The 16,254-nt window shown below is 59.5% G+C and carries 16 protein-coding genes; 4 read left to right on the top strand and 12 right to left on the bottom strand.

Annotation, left to right across the window (positions count from 1 at the left end):
* Nucleotides 1–2: 2 nt before the first annotated feature.
* The 8 genes from ACA079_RS03470 to mdaB form a co-directional block, all read right to left on the bottom strand.
* Nucleotides 3–371, bottom strand: coding sequence for a glyoxalase superfamily protein (locus ACA079_RS03470; protein WP_497702593.1), 369 nt, complete (start codon nt 369–371; stop codon nt 3–5).
* Between the two features lie 120 nt (nt 372–491).
* Nucleotides 492–1,949 carry an N-acyl-D-amino-acid deacylase family protein gene (locus tag ACA079_RS03465; RefSeq protein ID WP_497702592.1) on the bottom strand — a complete coding sequence of 486 codons (1,458 nt, stop codon included), beginning with the start codon at nt 1,947–1,949 and terminating at the stop codon, nt 492–494.
* A gap of 1 nt (nt 1,950) precedes the next feature.
* On the bottom strand, nt 1,951–2,811 hold the full coding sequence (locus ACA079_RS03460; protein WP_497702591.1) for a MurR/RpiR family transcriptional regulator: 861 nt from the start codon (nt 2,809–2,811) through the stop codon (nt 1,951–1,953).
* Nucleotides 2,812–2,826: 15 nt separating this feature from the next.
* Entirely contained in the window at nt 2,827–4,176 is a 1,350-nt protein-coding gene (locus ACA079_RS03455) for a GntP family permease (RefSeq protein ID WP_008149082.1), read from the bottom strand.
* Nucleotides 4,177–4,362: 186 nt separating this feature from the next.
* Nucleotides 4,363–5,808 carry a SulP family inorganic anion transporter gene (locus tag ACA079_RS03450; RefSeq protein ID WP_497702590.1) on the bottom strand — a complete coding sequence of 482 codons (1,446 nt, stop codon included), beginning with the start codon at nt 5,806–5,808 and terminating at the stop codon, nt 4,363–4,365.
* A 208-nt stretch (nt 5,809–6,016) separates the two neighbouring features.
* Nucleotides 6,017–6,910 (bottom strand): NAD-dependent epimerase/dehydratase family protein, encoded by an 894-nt coding sequence (locus ACA079_RS03445; RefSeq protein ID WP_497702589.1) that lies wholly within the window; start codon nt 6,908–6,910, stop codon nt 6,017–6,019.
* Nucleotides 6,911–7,013: 103 nt separating this feature from the next.
* Nucleotides 7,014–7,925 carry a LysR substrate-binding domain-containing protein gene (locus ACA079_RS03440; protein ID WP_497702588.1) on the bottom strand — a complete coding sequence of 304 codons (912 nt, stop codon included), beginning with the start codon at nt 7,923–7,925 and terminating at the stop codon, nt 7,014–7,016.
* A 145-nt stretch (nt 7,926–8,070) separates the two neighbouring features.
* Entirely contained in the window at nt 8,071–8,661 is a 591-nt protein-coding gene (mdaB, locus tag ACA079_RS03435) for an NADPH:quinone oxidoreductase MdaB (RefSeq protein ID WP_497702587.1), read from the bottom strand.
* Nucleotides 8,662–8,821: 160 nt separating this feature from the next.
* On the opposite strand from mdaB, the gene ACA079_RS03430 reads away from it, so the two are divergent.
* Nucleotides 8,822–9,136 carry a putative quinol monooxygenase gene (locus ACA079_RS03430; RefSeq protein ID WP_497702586.1) on the top strand — a complete coding sequence of 105 codons (315 nt, stop codon included), beginning with the start codon at nt 8,822–8,824 and terminating at the stop codon, nt 9,134–9,136.
* On the opposite strand, the gene ACA079_RS03425 is transcribed toward ACA079_RS03430, so the two are convergent.
* The gene (locus ACA079_RS03425; RefSeq protein ID WP_497702585.1) at nt 9,126–9,890 is read right to left on the bottom strand and encodes a sulfite exporter TauE/SafE family protein; all 765 of its coding nucleotides are present in this window, start codon (nt 9,888–9,890) and stop codon (nt 9,126–9,128) included. The two genes, ACA079_RS03430 and ACA079_RS03425, sit on opposite strands and share 11 nt — an antisense overlap.
* A gap of 221 nt (nt 9,891–10,111) precedes the next feature.
* Between ACA079_RS03425 and ACA079_RS03420 the strand changes: the two genes are divergently transcribed.
* The 3 genes from ACA079_RS03420 (at nt 10,112) to ACA079_RS03410 (ending at nt 12,052) form a co-directional block, all read left to right on the top strand.
* On the top strand, nt 10,112–10,996 hold the full coding sequence (locus ACA079_RS03420) for a LysR family transcriptional regulator (protein ID WP_497702584.1): 885 nt from the start codon (nt 10,112–10,114) through the stop codon (nt 10,994–10,996).
* Nucleotides 10,997–11,041: 45 nt separating this feature from the next.
* Nucleotides 11,042–11,617: an NAD(P)H-dependent oxidoreductase gene (locus tag ACA079_RS03415; RefSeq protein ID WP_497702583.1), complete on the top strand. Its 576-nt coding sequence runs from the start codon at nt 11,042–11,044 to the stop codon at nt 11,615–11,617.
* 63 nt (nt 11,618–11,680) lie between these two features.
* Entirely contained in the window at nt 11,681–12,052 is a 372-nt protein-coding gene (locus ACA079_RS03410) for a MerR family transcriptional regulator (RefSeq protein WP_497702582.1), read from the top strand.
* A gap of 31 nt (nt 12,053–12,083) precedes the next feature.
* Here ACA079_RS03410 and ACA079_RS03405 read toward each other — a convergent pair whose 3' ends face one another.
* The 3 genes from ACA079_RS03405 to kynU all read right to left on the bottom strand — a co-directional run bounded on the left by ACA079_RS03405 (nt 12,084) and on the right by kynU (nt 16,249).
* Nucleotides 12,084–13,493, bottom strand: a complete 1,410-nt coding sequence (locus ACA079_RS03405) for an amino acid permease (RefSeq protein ID WP_497702581.1) — start codon at nt 13,491–13,493, stop codon at nt 12,084–12,086.
* A gap of 88 nt (nt 13,494–13,581) precedes the next feature.
* Complete coding sequence (locus tag ACA079_RS03400) at nt 13,582–14,895, bottom strand: OprD family porin (protein ID WP_497702580.1); 1,314 nt, start codon at nt 14,893–14,895, stop codon at nt 13,582–13,584.
* A gap of 103 nt (nt 14,896–14,998) precedes the next feature.
* Nucleotides 14,999–16,249 carry a kynureninase gene (gene kynU / locus ACA079_RS03395; RefSeq protein ID WP_497702579.1) on the bottom strand — a complete coding sequence of 417 codons (1,251 nt, stop codon included), beginning with the start codon at nt 16,247–16,249 and terminating at the stop codon, nt 14,999–15,001.
* Nucleotides 16,250–16,254: the final 5 nt, after the last annotated feature.

The following is a 16,254-nucleotide window of genomic DNA, read 5'->3' as shown; positions in this document are numbered from 1 at the left end:
CCTCATACGCTAATCGCATTGGTGAACACCAACCGATTGCCGAACGGATCAGTCACGGTCATGTCCTGGCTTCCCCAGGGCATGGCCTGGATTTGTGGATGGGCAAATTTGTAAGCCTTGGCCAGCAATTGCTGCTGGAATACTTCCAGTTCATCGGTCTCGATGCGCAACGCCGAGCCCGGTGTACTGTCACCGTGGTGCTCGGACAAATGCAGCACGCATTCGCCACGGGACACTTGCAGATACAGCGGAAAGTTGGGCTCGAAACGATGCTGCCAGTCGATCTTGAATCCCAGGAAGTCGACGTAGAACTCCACGGCCTTGATTTCATCGAAAATCCGCAGGATCGGGGTGGTTTTGCCGAAGCTCATGGAGTTGCTCCAAAACTGATAAGGCCCAGAGTGTAGCTGGGCGAGATGTCAGCGCTTCGGCTTGGCGATGGCTTTCTTTAGTCTCAATGTGCCATCACTGTGACGCAGCACTCGGAATGTTTACTGAAATCCCTCACGCAAGTCCCCTTGCCGTGCCAGAAACCGCCCTTCCCGTCTTCCATTTGCCTGGCCTTCGCTGTAACTCAAGACACCGTTGACCCACACCCCGTCAATCCCTTCCGCCGCTCGTTGCGGATCATTGAAATCCGCCACATCGCGAATGGTCACAGGATTGAACAACACCAGATCCGCCCAATGTCCTTCACGGATTTCGCCACGTTCCTTCAAGCCAAATCGCGCCGCCGACAACCCCGTCATCTTGTGCACGGCGGTATGCAGCGGAAACAGCCCAACGTCGCGACTGAAATGTCCGAGCACGCGTGGGAATGCTCCCCACAAGCGTGGATGCGGGAACGGGTCTTCCGGCAATCCGTCAGAGCCCACCATCGACAGCGGATGCGCGAGGATTCTTCGTACATCCGCCTCGTCCATTCCGTAGTACACCGCGCCGGCCGGTTGCAGGCGTCGAGCGGCATCAAGTAGCGGCACGCCCCACTCGGCGGCGATGTCCATCAGGTCACGGCCACCCACTTCAGGGTGCGGCGTGGACCAGGTGATGGTGATGCGATGGGCGTCGGTGACTTGCTTGAGGTCCAGCGTCGATGAACTTGCCGCGTAGGGATAACAGTCGCAGCCCACCGGGTGGGTTTTCGCCGCGTGTTCGAGGGACGCCAACAGTTGCGGACTACGCCCCCAGTTACCGGCGCCCGCACATTTGAGGTGGGAAATGATCACCGGTGTTTTGGCATGACGGCCGATCTGGAATGCCTCGTCCATAGCCTCCAGCACCGGCTCGAATTCGCTGCGCAAATGGGTGGTGTAGACCGCTCCGAAGGCGGTCAGCTCTTCAGTCAGTTGCATAACTTCGTCGGTGGAAGCCGAGAAGGCATTGGCATAGGCAAGCCCCGTGGACAGGCCCAACGCACCGGCCTCAAGACTGTCGCGCAGTTGCTCGCGCATCGCGCTGATTTCGTCCGGCGTGGCAGTGCGAAACAGATCGTCGAGGTGGTTGCTGCGCAGCGCCGTGTGGCCGACCAGTGCGGCCACGTTCAGCGTGGTATTTGCCGCTTCGACGGCTGCGCGGTAGTCGCTGAACCTCGGATAAACGAACGCTGCTGCGGTGCCGAGCAGGTTCATCGGATCGGGCGGATCGCCGCGCAAACTCACCGGCGAAGCGCTGATCCCGCAGTTACCGACAATCACTGTGGTCACGCCCTGGCTGAGCTTGGGCAGCATCTGCGGCTGGCGGATCACCACGGTGTCGTCGTGGGTGTGCACGTCGATGAAACCTGGCGCCAACACGCGGCCGGCGGCGTCGACTTCTTCGGTGGCGTTGGCATCGTGCAAGTCGCCAATACGCTCGATGCGACCGTTCAGAATCGCCACGTCGGCGGGATAACCGGGCGCGTTGCTGCCGTCGATAATCAGGGCGTTGCGGATCAGCGTGTCGTACATCATGTCAGTCTCCCAGCGGCAAGTGATCGTCGCCGCCGCGGTAATCGTCCAGGGCGAGTTTGATCCGCCGCAGACGTTCTTGATTGTCTTCAGGATTGGCCAGCGCCAGCTCGGTGGCAAGCACATCGATGGCCAGCAACATGCCGTAGCGCGCCGCCGTGGGTTTGTAGATGAACGAGGTTTCGACGCCTTGCAGCGGCAGCAGCACATCAGCCAATTGCGCCAGCGGCGAGTCAGCCCGGGTGATGGCGATAATCCGTGCGCCGTAGTTACGGGCCAGCTCGACAGCTTCAATGAGTTCGGGGGTGATGCCGGTCAGCGAGCAGGCAATAACTGCGCGTTCGGCATCGAGGCTGGCGGCAGTAACGCGCATCATCACCGGGTCGTGGCACACCGCAATCGGGTAGCCGAAACGCACCAGCCGCACTTGCAATTCATCACTGCACAAGGTCGAGCAACCGCCCATGCCGAAGGCGTGAATCATCCGCGCCTTGCCCAGCAGTTTCACCGCGTCGGCGAAACGTGATTCGTCGAAGGCCGACAGATGCTGACGCAATGTCGACTCGATATCGCCGACGATCTGCCCGTAAAACGCCGACTGCTCGGGCGCACTCGCAGGGTCGAGAAAACGACTGCCGACACCACTGGCCTGAGCCAGTTGCAGGCGCAGGTCGCGCAAGTCGCGGCAGCCGACCGTACGGGCGAAACGCGAGAGCGTGGCGGTGCTGACTTCCGCTCTCAGCGCCAGTTCATCGAGACTGGCGGCGGAGGCAAATCCTACGTCGTCGAGCATCAGCCGAGCGATGCGTCCTTCGCCGGCGCTGAAGGAATCCTGACGGGCGCGGATCTGGTAGAGGATGTCCATGGCAGGCGGCTCCGGCTAAAGCAGATAAGAAAGACCCACGGTCAGACCGAAGGCGACCACCGAGATAATGGTCTCGAGCACCGTCCAGGTCTTGAAGGTCTGGGCGACGGTCATGTTGAAGTATTCCTTGATCAACCAGAAGCCGCCGTCATTGACGTGGGAAAAGATAACCGACCCCGCGCCCGTCGCCAGCACCAACAGCTCCGGATGGGGATAACCCAGACCAATGGCCACCGGCGCGACGATGCCCGACGCGGTGGTCATGGCCACGGTGGCAGAACCGGTGGCGATGCGCATCAACGCAGCAAACAGCCAGCCCATCAACAGCGGCGACAGGTGGAATACCTGGGCCAGGCTGACGATCTGGTCGGTGACGCCAGCGTCCACCAGAATCCGGTTCAAGCCACCGCCTGCGCCCACCAGCAGGGTGATGCTGGCGGTCGGTGCCAGGCATTCGTTGGTGAATTTGAGGATCGATTCGCGGTTGAAGCCCTGGGCCAGACCGAGGGTCCAGAAACTCAGTAAAGTCGCCAGCAGCAAGGCGATCACCGAATTGCCGATGAACAACAGAAACTGATTGAAGCCGCTGCCCGGCGTAGAAATCAGATTGGCCCAGCCACCCACAAGCATCAGCACCACGGGCAGCAGAATGGTCGCCATGGTGATGCCGAAACCCGGCAGGCTGTCGCGCGGTTCACGCTCGAGGAACTGACGCTCCAGCGGGTTATCTTCCGGCAGTTGAATGCGCGGCACAATGAACTTGGCGTAGAGGGGGCCGGCGATGATCGCGGTCGGAATCCCGATCAGGATCGCATAGAGCAAGGTCTGCCCCACCGAGGCCTGATAAGCCTGCACTGCCAGCATCGCCGCCGGGTGCGGCGGCACCAGGGCGTGGACCACCGAGAGCCCGGCGACCATCGGCAAACCGACCATCAGAATCGAAACGCCCACGCGCCGCGCCACGGTGAAAGCAATCGGCACCAGCAGTACAAAACCGACTTCGAAGAACAGCGGCAGTCCTACAAGAAAAGCGATGCAGACCATCGCCCAGTGCGCATTTTTCTCACCGAAGCGGTCGATCAACGTACGCGCCATCTGCTCGGCACCGCCGGACTCGGCCATCATTTTGCCGAGCATCGTGCCCAGTGCGACCACCAGGGCGATATGGCCCAGCGTCTTGCCGACGCCCGCCTCGTACGCCCCCACCACGCCCGACGGCGGCATCCCCGCCAGCAGCGCCAGGCCGATGGACACCAAGGTGATAACAATGAACGGATTGAGCCGGTAACGGGCGATCAGAACGATCAGCGCGATGATGGCGATGGCGGCGTAAACCAGCAGCCAATAGCCGAAGGACGGTGTCATGCGGTACTCCTCGAAAGGGTCACGTCGAATGGGTTGTGAAACTCATAAAACATTTCGAGGTGTGATTTTCAAACGAGGTGAAAGTAATTTTCGTTGAGGGGTAAGGGTTGTCGCGCAGAGGTATGCGGGGTCGTGTGTTATGAAAATCGGGCAGGCGGATTTTCATCACGCCTGCCGGGATTGGCGTTAGTCGTGATTGACGCGAGCGCGCTTGAGCAGTTTCTTGCAGCGTTCGGACAAGTGCAGCACGCGCAGCTGTTTGCCAGCCTTGGCGTAGCGCTCGCGCAGGGTCTTGAGCGCGGCGATAGCCGAGTAGTCGACGAAGCTCAAGTGGCGACAGTCGATCGTCACCACGGACGGGTCATTGGCGGGATCGAATTGGTTGAGAAAAGGCGCAGTCGAGGCGAAGAACAACGTGCCATGCAGAAGGTAAAGCTTACTGCCATCGGCTTCGAGGTGACTGTCTGCATAAAGCTCGCGGGCCTGTTGCCAGGCAAAGTTGAGCGCCGCAATGATGATCCCGCAGAGCACGGCGGTGGCCAGATCGGTGAACACCGTAATGACCGTTACCGCGATGATCACCAATACGTCGTTCAGCGGCACCTTGTTCACCACCCGAAGCGAGGCCCAGGCAAACGTCTGCTGCGACACCACGAACATCACCCCGACCAATGCGGCCAGCGGGATGCGCTCGATCAGCGGCGACAAAAACAATATGAAAAGCAGAATCAGTACACCGGCCACCACACCGGACAGCCGACCGCGCCCGCCGGAACTGAGGTTGATCACAGTCTGGCCGATCATGGCGCAACCGCCCATACCGCCGAATACACCAGAGACCATGTTGGCCGCCCCAAGCGCCACACACTCGCGATCCGGGTAACCACGGCTCTCGGTGATCTCATCGGTAAGGTTCAGGGTCAGCAAGGTTTCCAGCAGACCGACCAACGCCATCAATATCGCGTAAGGGGCGATGATGCGCAGGGTTTCCAGGCTCCAGGGGATGTCTGGCAGCGCAAAGGTCGGCAAGCCACCGGCGATGTGCGCCATGTCGCCCAAGGTGCGGGTCGGCAGACCGAGCAGATAAACCGCCAGACCAACACCCAGAATCGCCACCAGCGCCGGCGGCACGGCGCGCGTCAGACGCGGCAGCAAGTAAACGATGGCCATCGTCACGGCAACCAGCCCTGCCATCAGGTACAGCGGCGTGCCGCTAAGCCAGACGTCGCCGCTCTTGAAGTGTTCCAGCTGCGCCAGGGCAATAATGATCGCCAGGCCGTTGACGAAGCCGAGCATCACCGGGTGCGGCACCATGCGCACCAGCTTGCCCAGTTTCAGCAACCCGAACGCCAACATGATCAGCCCACCCAGCAGAACGGTGGCCAGCAGATACTGCACACCGTGCTGCACCACCAGCGCGACGATCACCACGGCCATCGACCCAGCGGCGCCAGACACCATGCCCGGCCGCCCACCGAAAAGCGCGGTCAACGTGCAAATGATGAAAGCCCCGTAAAGCCCCATCAATGGATTGAGGTGAGCAACCAGCGCGAAGGCGATGCATTCGGGTAGCAGGGCGAAAGACGTGGTGAGCCCGGCCAGGGTATCGGCGCGCAGACGTTGGGGTTTCATGGCTGACCTAAAATACAGGCGGGAAAAGAGGGGGCGGATGTTACGGAATTGAGGGCGGCCCGGCCAGTTGTTGGGCTGCTGAAAACGCAATCGCGAGCAAGCTCGCTCCCACAGTGGATCTTCGTCGTACACAAAATCTGTGCCGTATAGAGATCAAATGTGGGAGCGAGCTTGCTCGCGATGAACGATGACGCGGTTTAAAGCGAACTCACACCATCTCGTCACGAATCCATTCAATCACCGAAGTCCGCTTCGGCGCCCAGCCCAGCAACTCCCGCGCCTTTTTACCGCGAACCCGGCTGTTGGAGCCCAGGCCATAGTTGGCCATTTCATAACCCCACTCGGCTTCGGCATCCTTCAGCGGCCAGTCTTGTGGCTCACCCAGATTCAGCGCTTGGGCAATCGCAGTGGTCATCTCGATGAACGACGCTTCACCGCTTTCGACGAAGTAGAAGGTGCCCGGTACGTTTTTGGTCAGCGCCAGCAGGTACAGGGAAACCACGTCTTCGATGTGCACGTTGGACCAGATGTTCTGGCCGGTTCCGACATGCCGGACCACACCACTTTTACGCGCCTGTTTCAGCAAGCGTGGCAACTGCACACTGTCGCGTTTCACACCCAGGCTGTGACCGTAAATCAGGGTGTTACAGATCACTGCCGAGTTCACCCCGTCCTTTGCTGCGGCGAGGATCAAGTTGTCGATGGCCACGCGAGCAGCCTTGTCGACGGTCGGCTCCGGCAGATTGTCTTCGTAATAGATAACGTCGCTGGATTTGCCGCCCGACGCATCACCGACAATGCTCGAACCGCTGGTGTGCAAGAACACTTTGTTGGAACCGCGAAGTGCATTGAGCAACGCGTCCACCGCGCCGCGATGGTCGCTGCTGGCGGCGTTGATCACGGCATCGGCAGCACGGGCCTGTTCGGCCAGTAGTGCGCTGTCGTCAAGCGTGCCGATAACCGGGGTGATGCCCAGAGCGCTCAGTTCATTGGCTTGTTCGGTGCTGCGAACCAGGCCTGTCACCTTGTGGCCAGCCTGGACCAGGCCAGTGGCGATGGAGCCGCCGATAAAACCTGCAGCGCCGGTAATGAATACGTTCATGGAGAGACTCCCTGCGTTAATAAGTGATGCAGCCAGTATCGAGGACCGATGCCTGCGGAAACAGACGGCGTTGCCCAATTCACTCTTGCGCAGGGATCACGAATCAGCCCTTGAAGTCCGCGTTCGCGTAAGCCGCCAATTTGCCCTGGATAAAGTCCAGGAAGCATTGAATCCGTAGCGCAAGTTGCGAGTTACGGTAGTACACCGCGTTGATCGGCTGACGATAACCGCTGTTGAAATCCCCCAGCAGCACCTGCAAACGCCCGGCGCGGATGTCATCAATCGTCATGAAATGCGACAGGCAGGCAATGCCTTGGCCTTCCAGCACCAAGTGCCTGATCGTCTCGCCGCTGGAGGCGCTGATTGAAGCCTGAATCGGCCAGCGATCACCGTGAACGTAGCGCAACGGCCATTGGTTGAGACCTTCGTTGTTGGTAAAACCCAGCAGCGTGTGCCCGGACAAGTCCGCCACTTCAGCCGGTACGCCGTGTTTTTCAAGATACGCCGGGCTGGCGACGATGTGCAGCGGACTGCAACCCAGCGATCGAGCGTGCAAGGTCGAGTCGGCGAGCGTGCCGATGCGGATGGCGATGTCGGTGCTTTGCTCCAGCAAATCGATGATCAAATCGTTGCTGTTGAGTTCCAGCTGGATGTCCGGGTAGAGGCGGCGGAATTCGTCGATGTACGGCACGATCGCGTGCAGCATAAACGGCGATGCGGCATTGATCCGCAGACGCCCGGACGGTGTTTGCTGACGGGAGGTCAGGCGCTCTTCGAGCTCGTCCATCTGATCGAGAATCAGCTTGGAGTGTTCGAAGAAATACTTGCCCTCTTCGGTCAGGTCCATGCGCCGCGTGGTGCGGTTGATCAGCGTGGTATCGAGTTTCGCCTCCAGCCGCGACAGCGTACGGCTGACCGCCGAAGGCGTTTGCCCGACCTGTTCGGCCGCAGCGGAAATCGATCCGCACTCAATCACGCAGACGAAAATCTGCAACTCATCGGATCTGGCTTTCACGTGTGTCCTCTTTCGCGAATCAGAGTGGCATCAATCGCCAAGATCGCAGCCTTCGGCAGCTCCTACATGATTATGCGTACACCTGTAGGAGCTGCCGAAGGCTGCGATCTTTCCGGCCGTTGCGACGGATAGTAGCCCGAAACGCTTACGCCGGCAGACCGAACACATCGGTCAAATGCTGCTCATAGCGCGCGATATCGGCTTCGATGTTCGGGCGCTTCATTACATCGACGGCCAGGAAAGTCGGCAAACCGGTCATGCCGAGGAAGGTGTTGGCCTTGTGAAACGGGAAGTACACCGCGTCCACGCCCTTGCCTTCGAAGAAGTCGGTCGGATCGTCGAAGGCTTGCTGCGGCGCGTTCCAGGTCAGCGACAACATGTATTGCTTACCCTGCAACAGACCACCGCTGCCGTACTTTTGCGAGGCGTCGGAACGGGTGCGACCGTCACTGGCGTACAGGCTGCCATGGCCTTCGGTGAAGACTTCGTCGATGTACTTCTTGACGGTCCAGGGCGCGCCCATCCACCAGCCAGGCATCTGATAAATGATCACGTCGGCCCAGAGGAATTTGGCGACTTCTTCGGCGACGTCGTAACCCTCGTCAATGAAGGTGGCTTTCACGTCGACACCGCCGCGATCCAGCACGCTCAGCGCGGCTTCATGCAGGGTGGCGTTGTAGCGGCCATCGGAGTGGGCAAATTTTTTGCCGCCATTGAGCAACAGGACTTTTTTCATGGGAAGTCTCGGAAGGTTGGAATTCGATGGCGGCAGAGTAGCGATCTGCCTCGCGCGGAATAAGCGCTGAATTCACAAAATTCATTTGACCAATACGCACGAATCGACACGCGATTGTTGCCATAGACTTGCGCCGATTCTGAACTTGAGGAGTTTTCTAATGAGTGAAATGCAAGGCTTCATCCTGCACGCCAAGACCCGCCCGGAAAAATCCGACGCCTTTGAAGCGTTTTTCAGCGCTTATGTGGAAGCGAGCCGCGCCGAGCCCGGTTGCATCGAGTACCACATGCTGCGCGACAAACAGGACCCGACGCTCTTTATCTTCTACGAGATTTGGCAGTCCCAGGCTCACCTCGACGTGCACTCGAACCTGCCGCACATGAAGCAGTTCCTCGAGCAGCGCGATGAGTACCTGGAACGGGATTTCGAAATCCGCGCCATCGACATGCTCAGCCCGTCGTCCGCTACCCGCTGATCAGCAAGTGGCCGCCGAGCACGCCGAGGCCGATGAAGAACACACGCTTGAACAGTACGGCGCTGATCCGCTGACGCAGCCATTGCCCCAGCAACATGCCGAGCACCGCCGGGATCAGCGCCAGCAACGACGCAGTTAACTCGCCGCCGCCCAGCGCACCGCGCCATAACAGGCCGGCGGCCAAGGCCAGGGTCGAAACGGTGAACGACAGACCCAGCGTCTGCACCAGTTCATCCTTGCTCAAGCCCAACGCTTGCAGATAAGGCACGGCCGGAATCACGAAGACGCCGGTGGCCGAGGTGATGACGCCCGTCAACAAGCCGCAAAGTGGACCGAGCCAGCGCTCGGTGTGACGGCCGACACGCAAGGTCGGCAGTAACAATCCGCTCAACGCATAGAGCAACAGAGCCGCGCCCAATCCCCGCACGACCCAATGACCACCCGCCATGCCGATCCACAACGTGCCGGCTCCGGTGCCGATGAAAATCGCCAACAGCATCGGCCACAACCGTTTGATCAACCCTCGCAGATGCCCACCGAATGCCAATTGCCAGACATTGGTGAGGGTTGCGGGGATGATCAGCAGCGCGGCAGCCTGCGACGGCGCCATAGCCAGACCGAGCAAACCCATCGCGATGGTCGGCAGTCCCAGACCGATCACGCCCTTGATCATGCCGGCCAGCAGAAAGGTAGCGATGACCAGCATTGAAAGGGCCAGACCGAGGTTTTGATAGAACGCGGCGAGAGTATTCATGGCGCTATCGTGGGCCTGGATCGGCTGCTTGAAAATCTGCCATATACTGAGGCAGCCTCTCGTCAAGCAATAGGCTGAAAACTTCGTCGTTTTGAAGGCCGCTATCGCGAGCAAGCTCGCTCCCACAGGTGACCGCGTCATCCGCACCGACTCGGTCCACTGTGGGAGCGAGCTTGCTCGCGATAGCGGCCTTCCAGACAACATAGATCAAGAGGTTGCCGATGCACTTCGACCTGACCGACCTGCGCCTCTACCTGAACATCCTCGACAGCGGCAACATCACCGCCGGCGCCGCTCGCAGCCATCTATCCCTGGCGGCGGCGAGTGCGCGCATCCGCGCTATGGAGGCTTCGTTGGGTATCGAATTCCTGGAGCGAGGTCGCCGCGGTGTCAGCCCGACCCCGGCCGGCAATGCTCTGGCGCAACACGCCCGCGTTCTGCTGCAACAAGCTGAACGCATGCAGCAGGATCTGGCCGAATACGCCAACGGCGTCAAAGGCCAAGTGCGGTTGTTGTGCAACACCACGGCAATCACCGAATACCTGCCGGAGTTGCTCGCGGACTTTCTGCGCGACCATCCCAATCTCGACATCGACCTGCAAGAATTGCCCAGCACACGCATCACTCACGCCTTGCGCCAAGGTGCGGCAGACCTGGGCATCGTCTCTGACGCCGTGGACACCGATGACCTGCAGACCCGCCCGTTTCGCGACGATCCGCTGGTGCTGATCATGCCCCCCGACCATCCTTTGGCACACGCAGGTGTCGTGAGCTTCAGCGACACCTTGCACCACGACTACGTTGGCCTGAACGCCAACAGCGCGTTGGCGGTGTACCTGGAAGAACAGGCGCTGCACACCGGGTCACGCATGCAAATCCGCATCCGCGCCGACGGTTTCGAGGGTGTGATGCGCATGGTCGCTCGGGGGGCCGGGCTGGCGATCGTGCCCCTGGCGGCGGTTGAGCGCTGGCGTGGTGAACAATCCTTCAAGCGCCTCGCCCTGCAAGAATCTTGGGCTCAACGCAAACTCCTGCTCTGTGCACGGGACTTTGAGACGCTGCCAGGTTATGCGAAGGCCCTGTTGCACGCCTTGACTCTCCCCTGAGGGGCAGACTTTACCCTTGAGTTTTCATCTTCAAGGACAGAGACGATGGGCAAACGAATTCTGGTGATTCTGGGTCATCCGTCGAGCAACAGTTTCTGCGGCGCACTCGCCGAACGTTACGCACAGTCGGCGGTGCGCGCCGGGCATGAGGTGCGCCAGTTGTTTCTGGGCGCCATGGACTTTGACCCGGTGCTGCGTGAAGGTTATCAACAGGTCCAGCCACTGGAAGCCGACTTGCGTCAGGCGCAGACCGACATCCTGTGGGCCGAGCACCTGACGCTGGTTTATCCGATCTGGTGGGGCGGAATTCCGGCATTGCTAAAGGGTTTTTTCGATCGGGTGTTCCTGCCGGGTTTCGCGTTCAAATACCGCGAAGGCAAAGCCTTTCCCGACAAACTCCTGCACGGTCGCAGCGCCCATTTGTTGGTGACCATGGACACGCCACCCTGGTATTACCGCTGGATCTATCGCATGCCCGGGCTGCACCAGATACGCAAAACCACCCTGGAATTCTGCGGCATCAAGCCAACCAGGACCCTCACTTTCGGGCCGATTCTCGGCTCCAAAGCAGCGCAACGGGAGACGTGGCTCAAACAAGCGAACGCTATCGCCAGCCGTTGAATCTCCCGGATAATGCGCTGGCCTTTGGGGCGCACTCAGGGACATTCAAAAAAGGGATTTTTCATGTACATCGGCAAAGCTGCGCGGCTGTCGGGAAGCACAGTCAAGAGTATCCGCCACTACGAAGCCATCGGCTTGTTACCGCCCGCACAGCGCCAGGGCAAATACCGGATCTACAACCAGCAAAGCGTCGAGCTGCTGATCTTCATCAAGTGTGCTCAACAACTGGGTTTCAGGCTCAAAGAGTTGCAGGCGATGTTTCAACAACACCGGGGCGAGGCACTTCCGTGGGAGCTTGCTCGAGTAGCCATTGCGGACAAGAAACGCGAACTGATGGACAGTATCAGCGCACTGCAGCAACTCCATTGCGGGCTGGAAGCCTTCGAGGCGAACCTCAAGAGTGCTCAGGATCAATGCCGGCTCGGCAGTCTGTGAAAACCACCGGCCGACACCAGGCATCTCCTGTCTAAACCTTTGGCAGCGGACTCAATGCCCCGGCCGCCTTGGGTTTTCTGAAAAAGAGGCCGTAGACAACCATGAGGACCAGCAGGAAAGGCACACCGAACACCAGGGTCATCTTGAAGGCTTCGGTGAAGTAGGTGGTGATCATCACCGCGCCCATCAGCACCAACCCCAACAAGGTGGTGTACGGAAACAGGCGCATACGGAAAGACAGTTTTCGTTCGCCATTGCGCTCGTGGTAGCGACGGAAACAGTAGTGGGTCAGGAAGATCATGAACCAGGTGAAAATAGCGCCGAACATAGAAATCGCCATCATCAAGGTGAACGAACTTTCCGGGTACAGAACGTTCAGCAAGGTCGCCAGGGCAATGCCCGAACTCGACAGCAACAGGGCATTCAGCGGGATCCCGGTCTTGCTCAATACGCCCATGGATTTGGGTGCATAGCCGCCACGGGACAGGCTGAACATCATGCGCGTAGTGATGTAGAGCTGGCTGTTCATCGCCGACAACGCCGCGATCAGAATCACGAAATTCATCACCCCGGTTGCGCCGGGAATGCCGATGGTTTGCATGACTGTGACGAATGGGCTTTGGGCGTGACCGGCCTGAACCCACGGCACGATGGCCAACATCAGCGCCAGGGTCAGCAGGTAAAACACCACCAGCCGCACGATGGTCGCGCGAAAGGCCTTCTTCACTGCCCGCTCCGGGTCCTGCGCTTCACCGGCGGCCACCGCGATCATCTCTACGCTCAAGTAACTGAAGATCGACACGATCACCGCGATCCACATCCCTTGCAGACCATTGGGGAAAAAGCCGCCATGGGCGGTGTAATTGTGCACGCCGTAATCCGCGTTGCCGGAACCGAACACCACATACACCGCGAGGATGATAAAGCCGACAATCGCGCCGATCTTGATGGTCGAAAACCAGTATTCGAAAGTGCCGAACGTCTTCACGCTGATGGCGTTGAGGACGATCAGGACGCTGGAAAACGAGACGATCCAGATCCATTCCGGCACGTTGGCAAACCAGTACTTCATGTACATCGCCACCGCCGTCACTTCCGTCCCGACCGCCAGCACAATCGCCGCCCAATAGGCATAGCGCACCAGAAACCCGGCCAACGGGCTGACATAGAATTCGGCATAAGCACCGAACGAACCCGAGGTCGAATGGGCGACGGTCATTTCCGCCAGACAGCCCATCAACAGCAGGGTGATGATCGCGCCAATGGCGTAGCTGAGCAGCACGCTCGGCCCGGCATAGCTAATGGCGTAGGCGCTGCCCATAAACAGTCCGGTGCCAATCGCGCCGCCAATGGCGATCATGCTCATCTGACCCGACGTGAGCTGGCGCCTGAGGCCTTGCTCACGTTTGGATATGCTTTCAAAACCGGTGGTATCGGTCATTTTTCTGTCCTCTGAATATTGTCTTTCTTGAAGAGAGCAAGTCGTTGTAATTACCCGTGGGGATCAGCCACACACAGCAAGACACGGATCAGAAAATACTCAGCGGATACTCGATGATCACCCGGACTTCGTTGTTGTCGGTGGTGTCCGCCCGGGCCACCTGAGCGGTCGAACGCACACTGGCCTGACGCACTCGCACCGACAGATCCCTGGCCTTGCCCGACTGCACGACGTAGCGCGCTTCAATGTCGCGTTCCCAGCGCTTGCCGTCACTGCCGTAACGTCCATAAGCGCCATTGGCCCCGCCGTCGTAGTGGCTGTCGTCGATATGGTCACCGCTGACGTAACGCGACATGAAACTTAGGCCCGGCACGCCGAAAGGTGCCATGTCCAAGTCATAACGCAATTGCCAGGAGCGTTCGTTGGGGGCGTTGAAGTCGAGGACTTGAATCGAGTTGGCGAGAAAAATCGAAGTACCCGGCTGCTGATCGAAACCCAGATAGTCGAACGGCTCATCGCCATCGACGCGTTGGTACGCCAGGGTCAACCGGTGTGCGCCGACCTTGTAGGCAGCGGACAGCGACCACGTGGTGTTGTCGATCTTGCCGGCCAGACTCTGACCAGTGTCATCGGTGCGGTAAATATTGAGATCAAGGTTCAGCGACTGGTTTTCACTCAGCGCGAAACTGTAGTTGGTATTGGCGTAGTACTGCCGCCAGATATCGGTGAATTGTGAACCGTACAGGCTGACGTTCAATTGATCACTCAGCGCATAGCTGCCGCCCAGATAATCGACGCTGCGGGTTTCCACCCCGGCATACAGCGCCTTGAGGGCGCCATCGTCGTTGGTCGAGGTACTGTCGTTACCCGAAGTGAAGTGTCCGGCGTCGAACATCAGCCCTTTCAATTCGTTGCTGGTCAGCTGAAAGCCATTGGCCTGAGGGGTGAACAGTCGCGCATTGCCGGTACCGAACACCGGGTTAAGCGGGGTCAGGTTGCCGTACTTGAGTTCGGTCTTCGAGATCCGCGCCTTGAGCGCACCGCCCGCTTCGGAATACTCATCCTCGGGGCGACCATCGGAATCGACCGGCAGCAAACCGGTGCCAGTTCGGCCCCTGCCGCTGTCGAGTTTGATGCCCAGTTGCGCATAGGCATCGATGCCGAAACCCACGGTGCCCTGGGTATAGCCGGAGCGGTAATCGAGCATGATCCCGTGAGCCCATTCGTCCCGATAGTTCTGACCGCCAGGATTATTGAGGTTGTTGCGGTAGAAATAGAAGTTACGGTTAGTCAGGGTCAGGCTGCTGTCTTCGACGAATCCATTGTCGGAGGCGGCGCAGGCCATTTGACCGAGACAACTAGTGATGGCGAGCGGCAAGGCGGGCCAGAGGAACAGTTTCATTCTGCGTGCTCCTTATTATTGTGTTTTCACAGAACTTTTTATTGGAGGCGACCGAAACCCTGCTGCCGGTAAAGCCCGGCAGCAGGACAAGGACGACGGAGGTTCAGGTGACGCTATGGCGTACTTGGAATTGCGCTTGCGACCAGGTTTTCTGATCAAGAATTTCGCCCAGGATCTGCACCGCATCCCAGACCTCGGTGAAGGTCGTGTACAGCGGGGTGAAGCCGAAGCGCATGATCCGCGGCTCGCGGTAGTCACCGATCACACCACGGGCGATCAGAGCCTGGATCACCGCGTAACCTTCGGGATGTTCGAAGCTGACGTGGCTGCCACGCTTGGTGTGTTCGCGCGGGGTGATCAGCGTCAGCTCATGTGCGGCACAACGCTGCTCGACCAACTGGATGAACAAGTCAGTCAGCGCCAGGGATTTGCAGCGCAGGCTGGCCATGTCGGTCTGGGCGAAAATTTCCAGACCGCACTCGACCATCGCCAACGAAGTGATCGGCTGGGTACCGCACAGATAACGAGCGATACCCTTGCTCGGCTCGTAGCAAGGTTCCATGGCAAACTGCCGCGAATGCCCGAACCAGCCAGACAACGGCTGCGCCACCAGATCACACAGATCGGGCGACACCCAGACAAATGCTTGCGAGCCTGGACCGCCATTGAGGTACTTGTAGGTGCAGCCGATGGCGTAATCGGCACGTGCCTGATGCAGGTCGACCGGCACCGCACCGGCGGAATGCGCCAGGTCCCAGATGGCCAACGCGCCACACTCGTGGGTCAGCGCGGTCATGGCCTGCATGTCGTGCATGTAGCCCGTCTTGTAGTTGACGTGGGTGAGCATTACCACAGCGGTGTCCTGGTCTATTGCTTGCGGCAGCTCCTCGGGACTACCGACCAGGCGCAAGGTGTAGCCCTGTTGCAGCATGTCGGCCAGACCTTCGGCGATGTACAAATCGGTCGGGAAATTGTTGGATTCGGTGACGATCACTCGCCGTTTCGGCGACCGAGTGGCCTGCACCCGCAGGGCGGCGCTGAGCACCTTGAACAGGTTGATCGAGGTGGTGTCGGTCACCACCACTTCACCGTCACGGGCGCCAATCAGCCCGGCCAATTGGTTGCCCAGACGCTCGGACAGGTCGCGCCAGCCAGCACTGTTCCAACTGCGGATCAGACCATTGCCCCATTCTTCGGCGATCACCGCTTGAGCACGCGCCAATGCGGCAACCGGTCGCGCGCCCAGGGAGTTGCCGTCCAGATAGATCACGCCTTCGGGCAGTGCAAATTGCTGACGCAGTGGCGCCAGAGCATCCTGAGCATCAAGCGCCAGGCAATCGTTTCTTGTCGTCATTGAGT

This window comes from Pseudomonas sp. LBUM1645 (genome assembly GCF_059716185.1).
The sequence above is the reverse complement of the archived record's forward strand: the minus strand, read 5'-3'. Positions and strand labels throughout refer to the sequence as shown.

What these genes read in the sequence shown, in the direction of transcription:
- ACA079_RS03470 (WP_497702593.1), bottom strand. Translation starts at nt 371, where the DNA reads ATGAGCTTCGGCAAAACCACCCCGATCCTGCGGATTTTCGATGAAATC.
- ACA079_RS03465 (WP_497702592.1), bottom strand. Translation starts at nt 1,949, where the DNA reads ATGATGTACGACACGCTGATCCGCAACGCCCTGATTATCGACGGCAGC.
- ACA079_RS03460 (WP_497702591.1), bottom strand. Translation starts at nt 2,811, where the DNA reads ATGGACATCCTCTACCAGATCCGCGCCCGTCAGGATTCCTTCAGCGCC.
- ACA079_RS03455 (WP_008149082.1), bottom strand. Translation starts at nt 4,176, where the DNA reads ATGACACCGTCCTTCGGCTATTGGCTGCTGGTTTACGCCGCCATCGCC.
- ACA079_RS03450 (WP_497702590.1), bottom strand. Translation starts at nt 5,808, where the DNA reads ATGAAACCCCAACGTCTGCGCGCCGATACCCTGGCCGGGCTCACCACG.
- ACA079_RS03445 (WP_497702589.1), bottom strand. Translation starts at nt 6,910, where the DNA reads ATGAACGTATTCATTACCGGCGCTGCAGGTTTTATCGGCGGCTCCATC.
- mdaB (WP_497702587.1), bottom strand. Translation starts at nt 8,661, where the DNA reads ATGAAAAAAGTCCTGTTGCTCAATGGCGGCAAAAAATTTGCCCACTCC.
- ACA079_RS03430 (WP_497702586.1), top strand. Translation starts at nt 8,822, where the DNA reads ATGAGTGAAATGCAAGGCTTCATCCTGCACGCCAAGACCCGCCCGGAA.
- ACA079_RS03425 (WP_497702585.1), bottom strand. Translation starts at nt 9,890, where the DNA reads ATGAATACTCTCGCCGCGTTCTATCAAAACCTCGGTCTGGCCCTTTCA.
- ACA079_RS03420 (WP_497702584.1), top strand. Translation starts at nt 10,112, where the DNA reads ATGCACTTCGACCTGACCGACCTGCGCCTCTACCTGAACATCCTCGAC.
- ACA079_RS03415 (WP_497702583.1), top strand. Translation starts at nt 11,042, where the DNA reads ATGGGCAAACGAATTCTGGTGATTCTGGGTCATCCGTCGAGCAACAGT.
- ACA079_RS03410 (WP_497702582.1), top strand. Translation starts at nt 11,681, where the DNA reads ATGTACATCGGCAAAGCTGCGCGGCTGTCGGGAAGCACAGTCAAGAGT.
- ACA079_RS03405 (WP_497702581.1), bottom strand. Translation starts at nt 13,493, where the DNA reads ATGACCGATACCACCGGTTTTGAAAGCATATCCAAACGTGAGCAAGGC.
- ACA079_RS03400 (WP_497702580.1), bottom strand. Translation starts at nt 14,895, where the DNA reads ATGAAACTGTTCCTCTGGCCCGCCTTGCCGCTCGCCATCACTAGTTGT.
- kynU (WP_497702579.1), bottom strand. Translation starts at nt 16,249, where the DNA reads ATGACGACAAGAAACGATTGCCTGGCGCTTGATGCTCAGGATGCTCTG.